The sequence below is a fragment of the Pseudoxanthomonas sp. LARHCG66 genome (genome assembly GCF_052871755.1).
In genome coordinates this window covers 17,049-33,440 of the sequence record NZ_JBIXJW010000006.1, presented here as the reverse complement: position 1 = coordinate 33,440, position 16,392 = coordinate 17,049, and the positions used below count along the sequence as shown (strand labels likewise).

Annotated in this window: 19 protein-coding genes; 9 read left to right on the top strand and 10 right to left on the bottom strand. The window is 68.7% G+C overall.

All coding sequences use genetic code 11. The features are described 5' to 3' along the window. Nucleotides 1-10 precede the first annotated feature (10 nt). From ACIPRS_RS16260 to ACIPRS_RS16250, 3 genes are all read left to right on the top strand, one after another. A complete protein-coding gene (locus ACIPRS_RS16260; protein WP_192202846.1) occupies nucleotides 11-259 on the top strand; it encodes a hypothetical protein in 249 nt (82 codons plus the stop codon). 95 nt (nucleotides 260-354) lie between these two features. Continuing rightward, entirely contained in the window at nucleotides 355-1,344 is a 990-nt protein-coding gene (gene hemB, locus ACIPRS_RS16255; protein WP_337732675.1) for a porphobilinogen synthase, read from the top strand. Beyond that, nucleotides 1,345-1,806 carry a GNAT family N-acetyltransferase gene (locus tag ACIPRS_RS16250; RefSeq protein WP_446539310.1) on the top strand — a complete coding sequence of 154 codons (462 nt, stop codon included), beginning with the start codon at nucleotides 1,345-1,347 and terminating at the stop codon, nucleotides 1,804-1,806. It abuts the gene before it with no gap. 68 nt (nucleotides 1,807-1,874) lie between these two features. Here ACIPRS_RS16250 and ACIPRS_RS16245 read toward each other — a convergent pair whose 3' ends face one another. Next, nucleotides 1,875-2,600 (bottom strand): outer membrane beta-barrel protein, encoded by a 726-nt coding sequence (locus tag ACIPRS_RS16245; protein ID WP_446539309.1) that lies wholly within the window; start codon nucleotides 2,598-2,600, stop codon nucleotides 1,875-1,877. A gap of 363 nt (nucleotides 2,601-2,963) precedes the next feature. Between ACIPRS_RS16245 and aroE the strand changes: the two genes are divergently transcribed. The 4 genes from aroE (at nucleotide 2,964) to ACIPRS_RS16225 (ending at nucleotide 5,520) form a co-directional block, all read left to right on the top strand. Beyond that, nucleotides 2,964-3,812: a shikimate dehydrogenase gene (gene aroE, locus ACIPRS_RS16240; RefSeq protein WP_192202842.1), complete on the top strand. Its 849-nt coding sequence runs from the start codon at nucleotides 2,964-2,966 to the stop codon at nucleotides 3,810-3,812. A 56-nt stretch (nucleotides 3,813-3,868) separates the two neighbouring features. After that, a complete protein-coding gene (locus ACIPRS_RS16235) occupies nucleotides 3,869-4,204 on the top strand; it encodes a hypothetical protein (RefSeq protein WP_446539308.1) in 336 nt (111 codons plus the stop codon). A gap of 112 nt (nucleotides 4,205-4,316) precedes the next feature. After that, nucleotides 4,317-4,667: a hypothetical protein gene (locus ACIPRS_RS16230; protein ID WP_446539307.1), complete on the top strand. Its 351-nt coding sequence runs from the start codon at nucleotides 4,317-4,319 to the stop codon at nucleotides 4,665-4,667. Between the two features lie 79 nt (nucleotides 4,668-4,746). Beyond that, nucleotides 4,747-5,520 carry a ThuA domain-containing protein gene (locus tag ACIPRS_RS16225; RefSeq protein ID WP_446539306.1) on the top strand — a complete coding sequence of 258 codons (774 nt, stop codon included), beginning with the start codon at nucleotides 4,747-4,749 and terminating at the stop codon, nucleotides 5,518-5,520. A 6-nt stretch (nucleotides 5,521-5,526) separates the two neighbouring features. On the opposite strand, the gene ACIPRS_RS16220 is transcribed toward ACIPRS_RS16225, so the two are convergent. From ACIPRS_RS16220 to ACIPRS_RS16190, 7 genes are all read right to left on the bottom strand, one after another. Then, nucleotides 5,527-6,561 (bottom strand): DUF4380 domain-containing protein, encoded by a 1,035-nt coding sequence (locus ACIPRS_RS16220; protein WP_446539305.1) that lies wholly within the window; start codon nucleotides 6,559-6,561, stop codon nucleotides 5,527-5,529. Between the two features lie 8 nt (nucleotides 6,562-6,569). Beyond that, complete coding sequence (locus tag ACIPRS_RS16215; RefSeq protein WP_446539304.1) at nucleotides 6,570-7,868, bottom strand: DUF58 domain-containing protein; 1,299 nt, start codon at nucleotides 7,866-7,868, stop codon at nucleotides 6,570-6,572. Between the two features lie 163 nt (nucleotides 7,869-8,031). Further along, nucleotides 8,032-9,033 carry an AAA family ATPase gene (locus ACIPRS_RS16210; RefSeq protein ID WP_446539303.1) on the bottom strand — a complete coding sequence of 334 codons (1,002 nt, stop codon included), beginning with the start codon at nucleotides 9,031-9,033 and terminating at the stop codon, nucleotides 8,032-8,034. Next, nucleotides 9,030-10,229: a DUF4350 domain-containing protein gene (locus ACIPRS_RS16205; protein WP_446539302.1), complete on the bottom strand. Its 1,200-nt coding sequence runs from the start codon at nucleotides 10,227-10,229 to the stop codon at nucleotides 9,030-9,032. The genes ACIPRS_RS16210 and ACIPRS_RS16205 overlap by 4 nt, the downstream gene beginning before the upstream one ends. Next, nucleotides 10,226-11,788, bottom strand: a complete 1,563-nt coding sequence (locus ACIPRS_RS16200) for a DUF4129 domain-containing protein (protein WP_446539301.1) — start codon at nucleotides 11,786-11,788, stop codon at nucleotides 10,226-10,228. The genes ACIPRS_RS16205 and ACIPRS_RS16200 overlap by 4 nt, the downstream gene beginning before the upstream one ends. Beyond that, on the bottom strand, nucleotides 11,778-12,776 hold the full coding sequence (locus ACIPRS_RS16195; protein WP_192202835.1) for a stage II sporulation protein M: 999 nt from the start codon (nucleotides 12,774-12,776) through the stop codon (nucleotides 11,778-11,780). Before ACIPRS_RS16195 ends, ACIPRS_RS16200 begins: the two co-directional genes overlap by 11 nt. After that, nucleotides 12,773-13,453 (bottom strand): RDD family protein, encoded by a 681-nt coding sequence (locus ACIPRS_RS16190; RefSeq protein ID WP_192202834.1) that lies wholly within the window; start codon nucleotides 13,451-13,453, stop codon nucleotides 12,773-12,775. The genes ACIPRS_RS16195 and ACIPRS_RS16190 overlap by 4 nt, the downstream gene beginning before the upstream one ends. A 161-nt stretch (nucleotides 13,454-13,614) precedes the next feature. Between ACIPRS_RS16190 and ACIPRS_RS16185 the strand changes: the two genes are divergently transcribed. Continuing rightward, the gene (locus ACIPRS_RS16185) at nucleotides 13,615-13,881 is read left to right on the top strand and encodes a YkgJ family cysteine cluster protein (RefSeq protein WP_225591177.1); all 267 of its coding nucleotides are present in this window, start codon (nucleotides 13,615-13,617) and stop codon (nucleotides 13,879-13,881) included. 13 nt (nucleotides 13,882-13,894) lie between these two features. Here the strand turns inward: ACIPRS_RS16185 and ACIPRS_RS16180 are convergent, their stop codons facing one another. Both ACIPRS_RS16180 and ACIPRS_RS16175 read right to left on the bottom strand, forming a co-directional pair. Further along, nucleotides 13,895-14,275, bottom strand: a complete 381-nt coding sequence (locus ACIPRS_RS16180) for a VOC family protein (protein ID WP_446539300.1) — start codon at nucleotides 14,273-14,275, stop codon at nucleotides 13,895-13,897. Between the two features lie 42 nt (nucleotides 14,276-14,317). Then, nucleotides 14,318-14,866 carry a gamma carbonic anhydrase family protein gene (locus ACIPRS_RS16175; RefSeq protein ID WP_446539299.1) on the bottom strand — a complete coding sequence of 183 codons (549 nt, stop codon included), beginning with the start codon at nucleotides 14,864-14,866 and terminating at the stop codon, nucleotides 14,318-14,320. 56 nt (nucleotides 14,867-14,922) lie between these two features. Here ACIPRS_RS16175 and ACIPRS_RS16170 point away from each other — a divergent pair, with 56 nt between their 5' ends. Next, on the top strand, nucleotides 14,923-16,320 hold the full coding sequence (locus ACIPRS_RS16170) for a coniferyl aldehyde dehydrogenase (protein WP_446539298.1): 1,398 nt from the start codon (nucleotides 14,923-14,925) through the stop codon (nucleotides 16,318-16,320). The last annotated feature ends 72 nt before the right edge of the window (nucleotides 16,321-16,392 follow it).

Genomic DNA, 16,392 nt, shown 5'->3' with positions numbered 1-16,392 from the left:
AAACCGCGACATGGGACTGATCAGCCTGCTGTGGGGCATCGTGGCGATGCTGTGGATGGTGCTGGCCCTGATCCCGCTACTGGGCTGGGGCAACTGGTTCCTGATCCCGTTCGCGGCGGTCGGCGCGGTCATCGCCGCCATCGGCATCCTGTTCACCCGCACGGAACACCGCGGTCGCGCGAAGGCGGGGCTGGTGCTGAACGGCATCGTCATCGTCGTCGGCATCTTCCGCCTGTCGCTGGGCGGCGGGATCATCTGACGCCACCGGATGCAGCGTTCCGTACTGCGACCGCCCGTAGCAGGCTGGCCGGCGGGCGGCGGGCGTATCATTCGCCGCTCTGCCAGGAGCCCGTGATGGCCTATCCCCATACCCGCCCGCGCCGCATGCGTCGCGACGAGTTCTCCCGTCGCCTGATGCGCGAGAACGTGCTGACCACCAACGACCTGATCTACCCCGTGTTCGTGCACGAGGAGAAGGGCCGGGTGCCGGTGGCCTCGATGCCGGGCGTGGAGCGGCTCTCGATCGACGAGCTGCTGCGCGTGGGCGAGGAAGCGCTGGAGCTGGGCGTGCCGGTGCTGGACCTGTTCGGCGTGCCGGATCCGTCGGCGAAGACCGCCGATGGCCGCATCGCATGGGACGAGGACGGCATCATCCCGCGCGCGATCCGCGCACTGAAATCCCGTTTCCCCGAACTGGGCGTGATGAGCGACCAGGCCCTGGACCCGTACACCACGCACGGCCAGGACGGATTGATCGACGACACCGGCTACATCCTCAACGACGAGACGATCGAGGCGCTGGTGAAGCAGTCGCTGGCGCATGCCGCCGCCGGCGTGGACATCCTGTCGCCCAGCGACATGATGGACGGCCGCATCGGCGCGATCCGCGAGGCGCTGGAGAATGCCGGCCATATCAACACCCGCATCATGTCGTACGCGGCCAAGTACGCGTCCGCGTTCTACGGCCCGTTCCGCAGCGCGGTGGGCAGCGCCGGCAACCTCGGCAAGGGCAACAAGTTCACCTACCAGATGGACCCGGCCAATTCCAACGAGGCGCTGCACGAGATCGCGCTGGACCTGGACGAAGGCGCCGACATGGTGATGGTGAAGCCGGGCCTGCCGTACCTGGACGTGATCCGCCGGGTGAAGGACGAGTTCGGCGTGCCGACGTTCGCCTACCAGGTCAGCGGCGAGTACGCGATGATCAAGGCTGCGGCCGCGAACGGCTGGCTCGACGAGAAGGCCTGCGCACTGGAAGCGCTGACCGCATTCAAGCGTGCCGGCGCCGATGGCGTGCTGACCTACTTCGCGCTGGATGCGGCACGCTGGCTGCGGAGCAGCTGAGTGACGTCCATCGTCATCCGCGATGCGCGGCAAGACGATGCAGGCGAACTGGCGCGCCTGTGCACGCTGCTCGCCTATCCCGTCGACAGCGCCGCGATGGCCGGACGGCTGGCCATCCTGCTGGCATCGCCCGCGCATGCCGTGATGGTTGCCGCCTCAGCGGACGACGACAGCGGCCTGATGGGAATGGTGGCCGCGGAGTGGCGGCTGATGATCGAGTTCGGCGGGCGCGCCGAGATCACGGCATTGATCATCGACCCGCGGGCGCGACGCCTCGGTCTGGCGCGGCGCCTGGTGGATACGGCCTGCGACTGGATACGGGACCAGGGCGGCACGGACGTCTTCGTGCGCTCCAACATCCTGCGTCCGGAATCGCATGCGTTCTATCCGGCAGCAGGCTTCACGCTCGCCAAGACCCAGCATGCCTACGTGCGACGGCTGGCACAGCCGGCAGGCGATTGAGCGGATACTTCGCATCGACGGCGCAGGAAAAAAACGGGAGCCGTCCGGCTCCCGTTTTCGTTCAACGCTCAGAAGCGCGCTTCGACGCCCAGCATCACGGTGTCGGCACGGTTGAAATCGCAGTCGAGATCGTCGTCGCAGTCGTCGTAGGTGTAGTCGTCGGCATAGACGAACGCGGTATAGCCGAGGCTGATGTTGAAATGGCGATTGATGTCCACGCCGATCGCCACGCCCGCATACCCGCCGTCGGCGGAAAATTCCTCGTCGGCGCCGTCAACCTCGGCATCGAAGTAGCCGCCGCGCACGGTGGCGAACCACGGGCTGTCGCCGAAGTTCATGCGTGCATTCGCGCCGATGGCCTTGTAGGTCGCCTTCGCGAACCGCCAGTCGCCATCGGTGGTCTCGTCCAGGCGGCCGCCCGACAGTTCAACGCCCACCTGCGCCCACGGACCCGCCTGCCAGCGGTAGCCCGCGCTCACGGCGACGGCATCCTGTTCGACGTCTTCGTAGATCCAGCCCTGGCCCGCCTGCACGCCGATGAAGAAACCGCCGTCCTCCTCTTCTTGGGCAGGCGCGGGAGAAACATGAGCCGGCGCCGGGTACGTCGGCGCAGGGGCCGGCGGTGCGGGCTGGGGGGCGGCTGCCTGCGTCGCCGGCGTCACGGGCGGGTTTGCGGCGGGCTGCGACGCCTCCTTCTTGCGGAAGGCTTCGTACGCGGGAGAGATGGATTGCGCTTGCGCATGCAGGGCGAAGGCCGCCAGCGCGAGCGGCAGGCAACGGAACAACGGCTTCATGGAATTCTCCCTTTCGGTCGTGGTGGAATCCCCGCGTCCTTGCGGTACCGGCGGGGTGAATGATGTGTCGCGGAAACAGCCGGCCCGGCGCGCGCACGTGGCGCCCGTCTGACCGGTTCGCGGTCGGCGAGCGCCCTCGCAGCAGCAGGGTTCGATGGATGGCGACCGGACTCCCCAGCCCGGCCTGCCTGTCGCCTTGATCCCTGGCGCCCCTTTTCGGCGGCGGCACAGTGAGGCCGGGCAGCACTGCCTGTCAAGCGGACCGCCGTGCGCGGTAGACTCGGATCGAAGCGGCAGCGGCCTCCCGCATTCGCGGCGCGCCTCTGCGGCATCCCATCCTTCCTCCCGACGGGGTCCTGCGCCATGTCCAGCCATCGCTACGCCGTCTTCGGCCATCCCGTCGCCCACTCGCTGTCGCCCCGCATCCATGCGGCGTTCGCGCGTCAGGTCGGCATCACACTGGAGTACACCGCCATTGACGTGGCGGCGCACGATTTCGTCGCCACGCTCGATCGCTTCGTGGGCGACGGGGGTGCGGGCGCCAATGTCACGCTGCCACTGAAAGAAGCCGCCTTCGCGATCTGCGCTCGGACTACCGAGCGCGCGCGACGCGCCGGCGCGGTGAACACGCTGACCCGCAACGACGGCCAATGGCATGGCGACAACACCGACGGCGCCGGCCTGGTGCGCGACCTTACCGGTCGGCATGGCCTGGACCTGCGCGCACGCCGTGCACTGCTGCTGGGTGCCGGTGGCGCCGCACGCGGCGTAGCGCCGGCATTGCTCGATGCAGGCATCAGCGAGCTGATCATCGTCAACCGCACGCCTGACCGCGCGGATGCGCTGGCGGACGCGCTGGGCGAGCCGGAGCGCGCGCATTCGCGCTACTGGGACGATCTGCGCGACCTCGGCGACTTCTCGCTGATCGTCAACGCCACGTCCGCCTCGCGGCAGGACCACGGCGAGTTCAGCCTGCCCTTCCACCTGGCCACGCCGCGCACGCTGGCGGTGGACCTCAACTACGGCGAAGCCGCGATTTCCTTCCTCGCATGGGCGCGCGCCGCCGGCTGCCACGATGCCGTGGATGGATTGGGCATGCTGGTGGAACAGGCAGCCGAGGCATTCGAGCAGTGGCACGGCGTGCGCCCGGAAACCGATGCGGTTTACACCGCGTTGCGCGACAGGGACAAGGTACTGGTGACGGCGGATTGACTATCGCGGACTCCAGCTTCCTGACGATTGGTAAAGCCGCAGGTACGGGAAGCCTGGTGCTGATCCTCGCCGGCTGCGTCATGCTCCATGTGCGCTTGCGCAACCTTCCCAGCCTCTCTCTATTGATCGCGCTGGCCACGAATGCGTTGTGGCTCGCAGGGGGCCAGTCAACGCTTCGCGATGTCCTGACACCAGCCCATGCCCCCTTTCCAACAACGACGACGACAGGCAACAACGCTCGAGGGGCGCTCGCAACGCTTGACCAGGCCACAATGGCTGAGAACGCGGTGATCGCTGGTGACACATTGCTTGCGTTCTGGGTAGCGCTCTCGTTCGCGCTTGCCGTAGCGTCCATCCCCCGCCTGCGAAAAGACCAAGGAGAATCCGGGTGACGATTCCCGACAACTCCCTGCGATTCTCAACGACTCCGACCGTGCGCGCCTCCGGACGCGCACCGTCTGAAGAAACTCACACAACTCCCCCAACTTTCAAGGAACTTAGTGCATGGACGGATTCCTCACCCAACTGCTGACGATGCTCGGCTACCAGCTGCCCGAGCTGCTGGCCTGCGTGGCGGGTATTGCCATGCTGGCGATGTGGGTGCCGGCAGCGCCCGGCCGCAAGCTGGCGCTGGCCGGCGTCGCACTGATGCTGGTCACCACGCTGCTGCGCGTGGCGATGAGCGTGTGGCAGGCATGGCTGATCAACAACACCGCTGACGGCTACGCCTCACTGAGCGGGATGATGTCCCTGTTCGGCGCGTTCGGCATGCTGCTGAGCGTGGTGTCCGCCGTCGGACTGGTGCTGCTGGTCTGGGGCGCCTGCAAGGCCATGCAGGCAGCGCGGACGGCATAGGCGATATCCGCATAGGCGTCGCCGAAATCGGAATAGCGGAAAGGCACCCGCCCGGCACCGGCCGGGCTAGCATCGCGGAATGAAACGCCTGTTGCTGCTCACCCTGCTGTGTATCGCCGCACTCGCCGCGCCCGCCTTCGCGCAGGGTCAGTTCAAGGTGCTGGTCGTCGCGATTCCCAACCGCTATCACCACGACTACGCCGTGGTCGCCAAGCCGCAGTTCGAACGCATGGCACAGCGGCATGCGTTCGAACTCACGTGGTCGTGGAACAGCTCGCCGTTCGATGGCGATCTTTCGGCCTATGCCGCCATCGTGCTGCTCAACACGCCGGGCGATGAACTGAAGGGCCCACAGCGCGAAAGGCTGACGTCCTACGTGCGCGCTGGCGGCGGCGTGGTGGCGGTGCACCGCGCGCTGATCTTCAACCCGCCTGGCGAATGGCCCTGGTTCGAACGGCTGATCGGACGCACGTTCCGCATCCATCCGATGGTGCAGACCGCCACCGTGCGCGTGGAAGACCCTGCGTTTCCCGCCACCTTCGGCCTGCCGGCGCAGTGGATCTGGACGGACGAATGGTACGAGTTCAATGCCCCGGTCACGCGCGGCCTGCGGACGGTGCTGAGCGTGGATGAATCCACTTACGATCCTTCCCGCATCTGGCCGGGCCAGACCGCGCACGGCATGGGAAAAGAACATCCCGTCGCGTGGTACCACGCCTACGACGGTGGTCGCGTCTTCGTCACCGCACTCGGCCATACCCCCGCGCTCTACGACGATCCGCTCTATCTCGCGCACCTGTACGGCGGCATCTGGTGGGCCGCGACCGGCCAGGGCATCGACGAACCGCGCTGATCCGCGTCAGCGCACGGCAGGTCCGGCGCAGAGCTGCAGCCGTGAACACAGGAACGCCACCTGCGCGTCCCGCGTCTCGGGACCTTCGTAAGGCAACACCGTCCAGCGCTCGCGCGCCTGCATCGCCTCACCGGATGCAAGCGTGCGAAAGGCGGCGTGCACCTCCATCTCAAGCAAGCCGGCCTGCATGTCGTCGGCGTGGTCGAGATAGAGCTCGACCTGCCCATGTTCCGGATGGATCACGGCACGTGGCAGGTGATCGAAGCGGATCACGAACACCTGCCCGTGCGCGAAACCGGCCATCCAGCCTGCGGATGGCTGAAGGAACACCTTGCCACGGCGCATCTCCATCTCCTGCGGCATGGGCAGGAACGAGAACACGCCCCCTTCGATCGTCCAGGCAGGCGCGGCTCCCTCTGCGGCCTCCACCCGCACGTCGCGCGTGTCGGTAACGGGTACGTACACGCGCGTGACCGCCGAGGTACGGGTGTTGAACCACAGGTCGCGCGCGACCGGGCGGTCGCGGATGTTGCGCGCGGTCGCCGCCACGATGACGGTGGACGGATCCGCCGGATCGAACGCGAACGCTTTCAGCAGCCGCACGCCGGTGACCGGGCTGTCGATGCCCTCCAACACCAGCCGTTCGGGCGAACGCGCGACCACGCGGGTCTCGGCGAAGGCCAGGTAAGGGTCCGGCGGCCACACCGCCTTCGAAGCGCGACGCGCAGGATTCACATGCTGGTCGGACCACCAGCCGCTCTGCGGCCCCAGCCATACGTCGTGACCGAGATAGCCGATGTCATCCGCATCGGGCGATACGGCCGGCGCAGGTTGCGGGGCGACGGGATCGCCGACCTTGATCAGGCTGGGTCGATCGGCCAGCCCGAACCGCAACACACGCCCACCCAGGGCGGGCGTGACGTCGAGCACCACCTCTCCGGACTGCAGGCGGATGCGTTCCACCTCCGTGGACTGCTGCGCCGTCGCACCCTGCGGGCACAGGGCCGCCATGAGCAGCAGGCAGACAGAGGCAGAGCGCATGCGCGGCACTAGAGCACGCCATCCCGCTTCACCGCGAGGTAGCGCTCCACCAACGCGCCGGGCAGTTCATCGCTGGAAACATCCAGCACCATCACCCGGTGGCTGCGCAATGCATCGTGCGCGGCCGTGCGCTGCTCCAGGTAGCGCGCCACCGCGCCGGCATGGATGGCGCCCTGCAGGTCGCGGACGTCACCGTCGAGCGCCTCATCCAGCGAGGTTTCGCGCAGGCTGGCGACGCAGACCAGGTGACGGCGCTGCAACAGGCGCACGGCGGCCAGCAGGTCCTCGATGTCTTCGTCACGGACATTGGTGACCAGCATCACCAGCGACCGCCGACGCTGCCGCAGGCTCAGCTCGGTGGCCGCCGCCAGGTAGTCCGTGGCCACCGCGCGCGGCTGCAGGTCGTAGCTGGCGCGCAGCAGCGTGTCGATGGCCGCCATCCCGCGCTGCGGCGCCACCCAGCGGCTGTCGCCACCCGCCGCAAGCAGGCCCACGCCATCGCCCTGGCGCAACGCCAGGTACGACACCACCAGTGCGGCATTCAGGACGTGGTCGAAATGCCCCAGCGCATCCTCGCGCGCCATCATCCGGCGACCGGTATCGATCAGCATGACCAGTTGCTGGTTCTTCTCGTCCTGGTACTCGCGGGAGATCAGCTTGCGCGAGCGCGCCGTCGCCTTCCAGTCGACCTGGCGCAGGCTGTCGCCCACGCGGTACTCGCGCATCTGGTTGAAGTCGGTGCCTTCGCCGCGTCGCCGCTTGAGGTGCGCGCCCACCAGGCGCGACGCCTGTTCGGCACTGAACAGCGCGAAACGCGTCAGCGGTGCGAAGTTGGGATACACGCGCACGCGTTGCGGCGCGCCTGCCACCCGCGACTGTCGCCACAGTCCCAGCACGGAACGCAGGCGCAGCTGCACGCCCTCGAATGCGGCATCGCCGCGCGCGTTGGGCCGCAACCGGTAGGTGATGCGGGTCGCCGACATCGGGGCGAGCGCGAGCCGCCGCGGCATGCCGGACGACGGCCAGCCGCCGGGATGCAGGTCGAACACATCGAGCCGCTGCCGTACCCGCGACTCGAAGCACAGCGCCACGTCGCGCTCGATGCCCAGCGGCAGGGCCTCAGGCAACTCGCGCACCACGTCAGGCAGCGGTCGCGCGCGCAGCCGCCATGCATCCAGCGCTGCAAGCACCAGCAGCGCCGCGCCGACCGCCTGCCACTGCCACAACGGCCAGCCGAGGAACGGCACGGCCAGGCCCGCCAGGCCCCAGCAGGCGATCAGCAGGATCAGCAGCGGCGCAGGCCTCATTGTGGCGCTCCTTCCCCCGCCTGCGGGGGAAGGCTGGGATGGGGGCAATCGGAGACCGGATACGTCGGCAAACGATCAGGTTGATCGCTCTCCCCCACCCCGACCCTCCCCCGCAGGCGGAGGAGGGAGCTCATCGCGAGATAGGTCGGGGCCACGCGGACGATCATTTCCGCGGCGCGTCCACTTTCGCCAGCAGCGCGCGCAACGCATCGTCAGGCGACTGCCCTTCGATCTGCAGTTCCGGCGCCAGGGTGATGCGGTGGCGCAGCGCCGGGCGGGCGATGTCGCGCACATCGTCGGGGGTGACGAAATCGCGTCCCTGCAGGACGGCCTGCGCGCGTGCGGCGCGCACCAGCGCGATGCTGCCGCGCGGGCCCGCGCCCAGTGCGATGCCGGGCCACTTGCGGGTGGCGGCGACGATACGCACGGCGTAGTCGATGACTTCCGGATCCACGCGCACGGCGGCGGTTTCGCGCTGCATGGCGATGATGTCGTCCGCGCCCAGCACGCGCGCCACCTGCGAAAGATCGAAGTCGGACGCAGTCCGACCGGTGGTGATGGCGTCGACCATGCGCTTCTCGTCGTCCAGCGCCGGATAGTCGATCAGCACCTTCAACAGGAAGCGGTCGAGCTGCGCTTCCGGCAATGGATAGGTGCCTTCCTGTTCGACCGGGTTCTGGGTGGCGAGCGTGATGAACGGCGGCGACAGCTCGAAGGACTTGCCTTCGATGGTCACCTGGCCTTCCTGCATGACCTCCAGCAATGCGGACTGGGTCTTGGCGGGGGCGCGGTTGATCTCGTCGGCGAGCAGGATGTTGGTGAACACCGGCCCGCGCCGGATCTTGAAGCTCTCCGTCTTCGGGTCATAGACGGCGTGGCCGCTGACATCGCTGGGCATCAGGTCGGGGGTGAACTGCACGCGTCCGTAGGTCAGTTCCAGTGCCTGCGCCAACGCCCGCACCAGCAGCGTCTTCCCGAGCCCCGGCACGCCTTCGATCAGGACGTGGCCGCCCGCCAGCAGGGCGATCAGGATCTGGTCGAGGACATCCGGCTGGCCGATGAACGCCTTGGACACTTCCTCGCGTACGGCATCGACGCGCTGGGACAGCGCATTTTCCGGCATCGGCGGAAGCGCGGGCGGCGCGGCGGCGGTCTCGTCGTTCATAGGCGGTTTCTCAGTTGGATCAGCAGGGAGATGCGGTCACGGAATGCCTGCCTGTCGTGCGAGGCGGGCGCATTGAGGGCCACGCGGATGCGCTCGGCCGGGAGGCCGGTGCGCTCCGCGATGGCGGCCACCTGGGGATCGCCGGACAGCGCGGCGGCGACAGGATCGCGTCGGCGCAGCCGGGCGAGGAATGCCTGCCGGACCGCCGCGTACAGCATCACCCCGCGACCGTAGCGGTAGAGATGTTCGCCGCTCGCGCGCACGTGCTCCAGCAGCGAGCGGCGCTCGCCGGCCGGTGACGGCACCGATGGACCGAACCGCTGCATGCGCATCCACAACCAGGCGGCGAGCGCGAGCAGCAGCGGTGCCCACACCATCCAGCCGCGGACGAACAGGATGCGCCACAGCGACGGCATCTCGGCGGCATAGACCAGGTGCATGGTGCCGCGACCGTAGTTGGGCGCCAGCACCTGCCGCGCCAGCGCGCGATGCGGACCGTCGCGCAGGCCGCCCTTCGGCGGCTCGTCCAGCGCACCGCGCGCGAGCGCCCGCATTTCGGTATTGGCCATGAAATCGAAGTCGGCCAGCACATCCACGTGGCCACGCCCCTGCGACAGCCGCGCGTAGACATAGCCGTCCTGCAGGTTGCCCCAGGCGAGTTCGGGCTCCACGTCATCGAAAGCGAAACGCCGCCCGGCGCAGAACTCGACATGATGGTCTTCGCCTTCCACCTGGAAGGCTTCGCACTCGGGCTCCCCGTCCACCAGCCAGACCGACAGCAGATCCAGCATGGCCGTCTGCGGTGCATCCGGCCCGGCCAGGTCTTCGCCCGGCGAGTAAAGCGGCGTGCGGACCAGAAGATGCCCGCCGGCCTCGACCCATGCCAGCAGGCGATCGGCCTCGGGTGGCGACAGCGCGCGCGGATCGTTGAACAGCAACAACGTGTCCTCGCGCGCCAGCGCGTTGTCATCCAGCAGCAGGCGCTGGCGTGCGTTGACCTTCACGCCGTCGGCTTCCAGCGTCTTCGCCAGCGCGTACAGCGGGTTGTAGGCCGCTTCGCCATCGGGCGGAAGATAGAACGTCTTTTCGACACGGTGGAAGGTATGCCGGAACCACACGGCCAGCAGCGCCACCACCACGAACACGACCAGCAGGCCCACGCCCACCAGGCGACCATTGCGGCGCGCGGACGTCATGCCGCCCACCCGTAGCGGCGCTGCAGTTCACCCACCAACGCATCGAACTCGTCTTCGCCGGGCAGCCGCTCGGCGTAGGCCGCGTACTGCCAGGTCCTGACGATGCGCGCGAAGGCATGCCGGTCTTCCGCATGCGGCATGCGTCGCGATGCGCGCAGGCATTCGGCTTCCGTCGCGCCCGGCGGCAGCGCGATGTCCGCGCGCTGGCTCATGCTCTCCACGCTCGCGCGGTAGAGCAGCCCCAGCGCGTGCCGCGGACGTCCCTCGCGCCACAGCGCGCGCGCCGCCGTGGCGATGTCGTCCGGCAGCGCCTCGGGGAGTACCAGTGCATCCGACTGCGGCGCATCCGGCTGCAGCGCGCGCGCGCCTGAGATGCCGCGCATCCACGGCCACCAGTAGCGTGCCGTCGCCAGCAAGGCGAGCACCAGCACGCCCACCACCAGCCAGAGGCCCCATTCGCCAATGAAGGCGAGCACGTTGCCGAAGCCGGAAAGCCAGGCCTTGTCGCCGTCGAGCGTTTCGTCGGGGTCTTCTTCTTCCGCCGTGTCGCGACGCTCCCACGACGCCTGCGTGCGCGTGCGATCCAGCAAGGGATCGCGGTACGCCTCATCGGCGGCCTTGCGGAATGCACGGTCGTCGACGCGCTGGTCGCCGAACACGATGGGCACCGTCGGCGGCGTCGGCTTGGCGGGAGCTTCGGCATGCGGCGCGGTCGTGGCCGGCGGTGCGCCGTGGCGCTCCTGCGCCTCGGCGACGCCCATGCCGGCCCACAGCACCGCAGCCAACAGCATCGGCGCGACCGCCGCCAGCCGTGCGCGCAGTTTGCGGAACACGATCTCCAGATCCCAGGCTTCGATCTGCGTGCGGCGGTTGAGGTACAGGCCGAACCCCGCGCCGACGTAGAACGGCTCCACCACGCTGATGGCCGCCCATGCCAGTGCATTCCACGCCAGCTTGAGCCACGCCGGCCATTCGATGGCCACCATGCGGAAGGCCGTCTGCATGCTGTCCGGCAGCAGATCCTGCGGCAGGTACATGACGACGGCGACAACGCCCCCCATCACCAGCACGGCCTGGAACAGCAGGCAGATCCAGGTCAGCAGAATCGCGGTGCCGTACGCCTGCCCACCGAGGACGCCACGACGCTGGCGCAGGCGATCCCCCTGGACGCCTTCCAGCAGGTCGATGGGCATGTACAGCGAGCGCACGGGACTGAAGCGCCGCCAGGTGAGCAGGTGCGGCAGCGTGCGCAGGCCCCATTGCCACTGCGCCCGCAATGTCTCGCGCGTACCGGGCGCGCTGCCGAACACGGCACGCGAGATGACGTACAGCGGGATGCGGTCGAAGGCCGGTTTCAGCCACCACATCAGCAGCATGGCCAGCCAGAACTGGTCGATCCACCACGCGCCGAGATTGAGCAGCGCGAACGCGGGCAGGGTCAGCCAGAGCCAGGGCTTCCAGACCGCACCGGCATGCTGGCGCACCAGCGCCATGCCCAGCTCGACGGCCTCCCAGTCCGAACGCGCCCGCAGGCGGACGGTCAGCTGCTCAATCCTCATCGGCCATCCCGCGCCCGCCGACGCCCAGCCACAGCGCCACCAGGGTCCACAGCACACCGGAGACGCTGTACTTCACCGCAGCCGGGATGGATTGCGTCGATGACCAGAAGGCTTCGATGAACGCGGCCACCAGCAGCATGAAGGCCACGCCCAGGCACAGCCGCGCGCCCTTCGCACCCGCGCTGGCAAGCGCATCGACGCGCCGCTGGCGTCCCGGCGCCACCAGGCTCAGGCCCAGTCGCAGGCCCGCGCCGCCGGCCAGCACGATCGCGGTCAGTTCGAACGGTGCGTGCCCGCAGACGAAGCGCCACAGCGGATCGCCGTAACCGATCTGCTGCAGATGGCCGAACACCGTGCCGATGCCGATGCCGTTGAAAATCAGCACGAACAGCGCGCCCACGCCCGCCAGCAGCCCACCGGCAAAAGTCCTCAGGCCGATGCTGATGTTGTTCCAGATGTAGTGGCCGAACATCTGCCAGTCGCTGCCACTCTCGCGCCCCAGCGCATGGCGCGTGTCGCTCGGGTCGTACATGCGCTCGTACATCGCCACCTGTTCGGGCGACACGATGCTGTACACCAGCTCCGGTCGGACCTGCAGCAGCACGAACATCAGCACCAGCGGCACCACGAACACGGCCGCGGCCACCCACATGCACCCGGCCTCGCTGCGCACCAGGCGCGGGAACTCCGCCAGCAGGAAGCGCACCGCGCGCTGCCAGCGCGGTGGCGCCGTCCGGTACATGACGCCGTGGCCCTGCTGCATCAGTGCCTGCAGACGGTCCACCACCACGGGGCTGTAGCCGCGCTTGCGCGCCAGCGCCAGCTGCTGGCAGATGCGGCGGTAGCGTGCCGGCACGTCTTCATCGGTGAGCACACCGTTGTTGCGCTCGCGGCGCGCGCTGCGGGCGCTGCCACCACGCGCCTGCAACCAGGATTCGAAAGCCAGCCATTCGGGCTGGTGGCGGGCGACGAACTGTTCCTGCCTCATCGCCGCCCCAGCAGCCAGTTGGCCATGCCGTACAGGCGCTGCACGCCGACCTCTCCACGCGCACCGGTGACAGGCTCGGCGAGGTTGGCCAGCTCTTCCTGGCGCGAGGTCGTCAGTTGTGGCGCGCGCTCGCCGAACGCCACGATCGCGCCCTGCTCTTCCGGCAGCAGGCGCGCCGGCGGCACGAACACCGTGTTGACGGGTGCCGGCGCGTGTTCGCGCTCGTTGCCGGCATGCACGACCAGCGTACCGGCCACCATGTCGCCCAGGCGGCGCGCATGCGGGTCCGCCAGGCAGGCCACCAGCCCGGCGGCATAGCCGAAGGGCAGCATGTCGACGGTGCGCAGCAGGTTGCGCGTGATCGCCGCCAGCCAGCCCACCGGCGCGCCATCGGCCGATACCACGCGCAGTCCGAGCGCCTTCTTGCCGGGCGTCTGCCCGTGCCACACGGATTCCAGCACGATGGGATAGGCCCAGAACACAAGGAACAGGCCGATCAGGTACAGCCCTTCACCCACCTTGCCCAGCATGGCCAGCACCATGCCCATGATCATCAGCACGCCGAGCCGGATGGCCAGGTCGATGCCCCACGCCAGCGCGCGCGGCACGGGGCCCGCCGCGGGCAGGTGCAGGCCCACGCCCTCGGGCGTGATGACTTCGCGGTAGGTGTCCAGCATCAGCCGTTCACCATGGGCGCTGCGCCCTTGGCGGCGTGGTGGCCGCGACCGGTCCGATGTGATTGAAGTGGCGTGTTCCGCTGTCCATGCGCCTTCCCCGTGCCTTGCGACTTTAGCCGGCCGCGTCGCGCTTGCCCAGCCGCACTACACTGCGCGCCATCATGGACACGTCCTTTTCCTGTCGCCCGGGCTGCGCGGCCTGCTGCACCGCGCCGTCGATCACCTCGCCCATCCCCGGCATGCCGCACGGCAAGCCGGCAGGCGTAGCGTGCGTGCAACTGGACGATGCATTGCGCTGCCGGTTGTTCGGCAGGCCGGAACGCCCCGCGTTCTGCGGCACCCTGAAACCGGGGCCCGACATGTGCGGTGCCAGCCGCTCCGAGGCACTGGCACTGCTCGCCGCGCTCGAGCACGCGACAACGCCCTGACGCCGGCACGACGTCACGCCACCTGCGTGGAAATCCACCACGTGGTGCCGCCGGCATCGCGGAAGCCACCGCGACGGTCACCGTCGCCCTTTTCCTCCGGCGCCTGCACCGGGTCGGCGCCCGCCGCCAGCGCACGCGCCCACGTGGCATCGACGTCCGGCACATACAGATGCACGTGGCTGGCGATCGCGGGCCAGCCATCGGCCGCGTCGGCCAGCATCACCACGGTGTCGTCGATCCGGACTTCCGCATGTCCCAGCCTGCCTTCGCCGACCGGATGCATGCGCAGCGGTTCGGCGTCGAACACGGTGAGGAGGAACTCGACCGTACGTTGCGCGCCGTCGACGACCAGGTAGGGCGCGACCGACGTATAGCCTTCCGGTTTCCAGGCCATGCGGCCCTCCTGCGATGCCGGCGCCGGATGCGCCACGCGGCATCATGCCGCAGGCGGTGTTGGTGGCAGGTAATGGTCCTTGAGCCGCACGTAGTGCGCGGCGGAATAGTGCAGGCTCTCGATTTCCTTGTCGGTGAGCTTGCGTGCGAAACGGGCGGGATTGCCCAGCCACAGTTCGGCCTCGCCGACCACCTTGCCGGGGCCGAGCACCGCGCCGGCGCCCAGGAAGCCGTACTTCTTCACCGTGGCGCCGTCCAGGATGCAGGCGCCCATGCCGATCAGGCACAGGTCCTCGATGGTGCACGCGTGGATGATGGTGCCGTGGCCGATGGTGACGTCCGCGCCGATCAGCGTCGGGTACCCGGCCTTGTTGTACGGGCTGTGGTGGCTGACGTGGACGATGGTGCCATCCTGCACGTTGGTGCGGGCCCCGATGCGGATGAAATTGACGTCGCCGCGCAGGATGCTGCCGGGCCAGACGGACACGTCTTCGGCCAGTTCGACATCGCCGATCACGGTGGCCGCGGGATCCACGTAGACGCGCGGGCCGAGGACGGGAAAACGGTCAAGATAGGGGCGCAGGGAGGTCATTTGCGCATTGTAGCGAGCAGGCCCGATGCGGCCGGACTACACTCCGGCGTATGGACATGACCGCCACGCCCGACCTGAGCGCCACCCTGCAACGCCTGCGCGAGGCATGGCAGGCGAAGAAGCCCGACCTGGCCCAGCGCCGCGACGACCTGCAACGCCTGCGCGACGCGCTGAAGCGGCGGCTGCCGGAAATGGCGGACACCATCGCCGCCGACTTCGGCCATCGCTCGCGCCACGAGTCGCTGATCGCCGACGGCATGACCGTACTCAACGAGATCGACCACCTGGCCTCGCACCTGCGCAGATGGATGAAGCCGCGCCGCGTGGGCGTGGGCTGGCGGTTCTGGCCGGCGCGCGCGGAAATCCGGCGCGAGCCGGTCGGCGTGGTGGGCGTGATCTCGCCGTGGAACTACCCGGTCAACCTGGCGCTGATTCCGCTGGCCACCGCCATCGCCGCAGGCAACCACGTCTACCTCAAGCCATCCGAACACACGCCGCATACCACCGCGTTCCTGCGCTCGCTGCTGGCGGAGGTGTTCCCGCTGGAGCGCGTCGCGGTCGCCACGGGTGGCGCCGACGTGGCGAGCGCCTTCGCCGCGCTGCCGTTCGACCATCTGGTGTTCACCGGCTCCACCGCCGTGGGCCGCAAGGTGATGGCGGCGGCGGCGGCGAACCTGACCCCGCTGACGCTCGAACTGGGCGGCAAGTCGCCTGCCATCGTCTGCGACGACTTCCCCGTGGAACAGGCCGCCGCGCGACTGGCGACCGGCAAGTGGTTCAACGGCGGCCAGACCTGCATCGCGCCGGACTACGTGCTGCTGGTGGGTCGAAGCCGCCGCGATGCGCTGGTGCAGGCGCTGCGCGGACAGGTCGCCGCGCGCTACGGCAACCTGTCCGATGCCGGCGACTTCACCCGCATCATCAACGATGGGCAGTTCGCACGGCTGGAAGGCTACCTGGACGACGCCCGCGCACGCGGCCACGAGGTCGTCGCGCTGGCACCGGCGCATGACCGCGCGGAGCGGCTGTTCGCGCCCTCTCTGGTGATCGAACCCGGCGACGATGCGAAGGTGATGCAGGACGAGATCTTCGGCCCCATCCTGCCGATCCGCACGGTCGGCTCGCTGGACGAGGCCATCGCCTACGTCAACGCGCACGACCGTCCGCTGGCGCTGTATCCCTTCAGCCACGACCGGGCGCGGGTGGAGAAGATCCTGCGCAGCACGCTGGCTGGCGGCGTCACCGTCAACGACACCGTGCTGCACTTCGGCATCAATGCGCTGCCGTTCGGCGGCATCGGCCCCAGCGGCATGGGCGCCTACCACGGGCGCGCGGGGTTCGACGCGATGAGCAAGGCGCTGCCCGTGCTGTGGCAGCCGCGGTGGGCCGGTAGCGACCTGCTGAAGCCGCCTTACTCCAAAGTAGCGCGATTCATCGACTTCATCATTCGCTGAGCCGGTCCGTTCCATTGCGGGCGGTGTTGGTCCGCGTCTTCGTCGAGAATCGTCGCTCCCGTTCGTCGAACG

What these genes read in the sequence shown, in the direction of transcription:
- ACIPRS_RS16260 (WP_192202846.1), top strand. Translation starts at nt 11, where the DNA reads ATGGGACTGATCAGCCTGCTGTGGGGCATCGTGGCGATGCTGTGGATG.
- hemB (WP_337732675.1), top strand. Translation starts at nt 355, where the DNA reads ATGGCCTATCCCCATACCCGCCCGCGCCGCATGCGTCGCGACGAGTTC.
- ACIPRS_RS16245 (WP_446539309.1), bottom strand. Translation starts at nt 2,600, where the DNA reads ATGAAGCCGTTGTTCCGTTGCCTGCCGCTCGCGCTGGCGGCCTTCGCC.
- aroE (WP_192202842.1), top strand. Translation starts at nt 2,964, where the DNA reads ATGTCCAGCCATCGCTACGCCGTCTTCGGCCATCCCGTCGCCCACTCG.
- ACIPRS_RS16230 (WP_446539307.1), top strand. Translation starts at nt 4,317, where the DNA reads ATGGACGGATTCCTCACCCAACTGCTGACGATGCTCGGCTACCAGCTG.
- ACIPRS_RS16225 (WP_446539306.1), top strand. Translation starts at nt 4,747, where the DNA reads ATGAAACGCCTGTTGCTGCTCACCCTGCTGTGTATCGCCGCACTCGCC.
- ACIPRS_RS16220 (WP_446539305.1), bottom strand. Translation starts at nt 6,561, where the DNA reads ATGCGCTCTGCCTCTGTCTGCCTGCTGCTCATGGCGGCCCTGTGCCCG.
- ACIPRS_RS16215 (WP_446539304.1), bottom strand. Translation starts at nt 7,868, where the DNA reads ATGAGGCCTGCGCCGCTGCTGATCCTGCTGATCGCCTGCTGGGGCCTG.
- ACIPRS_RS16210 (WP_446539303.1), bottom strand. Translation starts at nt 9,033, where the DNA reads ATGAACGACGAGACCGCCGCCGCGCCGCCCGCGCTTCCGCCGATGCCG.
- ACIPRS_RS16205 (WP_446539302.1), bottom strand. Translation starts at nt 10,229, where the DNA reads ATGACGTCCGCGCGCCGCAATGGTCGCCTGGTGGGCGTGGGCCTGCTG.
- ACIPRS_RS16200 (WP_446539301.1), bottom strand. Translation starts at nt 11,788, where the DNA reads ATGAGGATTGAGCAGCTGACCGTCCGCCTGCGGGCGCGTTCGGACTGG.
- ACIPRS_RS16195 (WP_192202835.1), bottom strand. Translation starts at nt 12,776, where the DNA reads ATGAGGCAGGAACAGTTCGTCGCCCGCCACCAGCCCGAATGGCTGGCT.
- ACIPRS_RS16190 (WP_192202834.1), bottom strand. Translation starts at nt 13,453, where the DNA reads ATGCTGGACACCTACCGCGAAGTCATCACGCCCGAGGGCGTGGGCCTG.
- ACIPRS_RS16185 (WP_225591177.1), top strand. Translation starts at nt 13,615, where the DNA reads ATGGACACGTCCTTTTCCTGTCGCCCGGGCTGCGCGGCCTGCTGCACC.
- ACIPRS_RS16180 (WP_446539300.1), bottom strand. Translation starts at nt 14,275, where the DNA reads ATGGCCTGGAAACCGGAAGGCTATACGTCGGTCGCGCCCTACCTGGTC.
- ACIPRS_RS16175 (WP_446539299.1), bottom strand. Translation starts at nt 14,866, where the DNA reads ATGACCTCCCTGCGCCCCTATCTTGACCGTTTTCCCGTCCTCGGCCCG.
- ACIPRS_RS16170 (WP_446539298.1), top strand. Translation starts at nt 14,923, where the DNA reads ATGACCGCCACGCCCGACCTGAGCGCCACCCTGCAACGCCTGCGCGAG.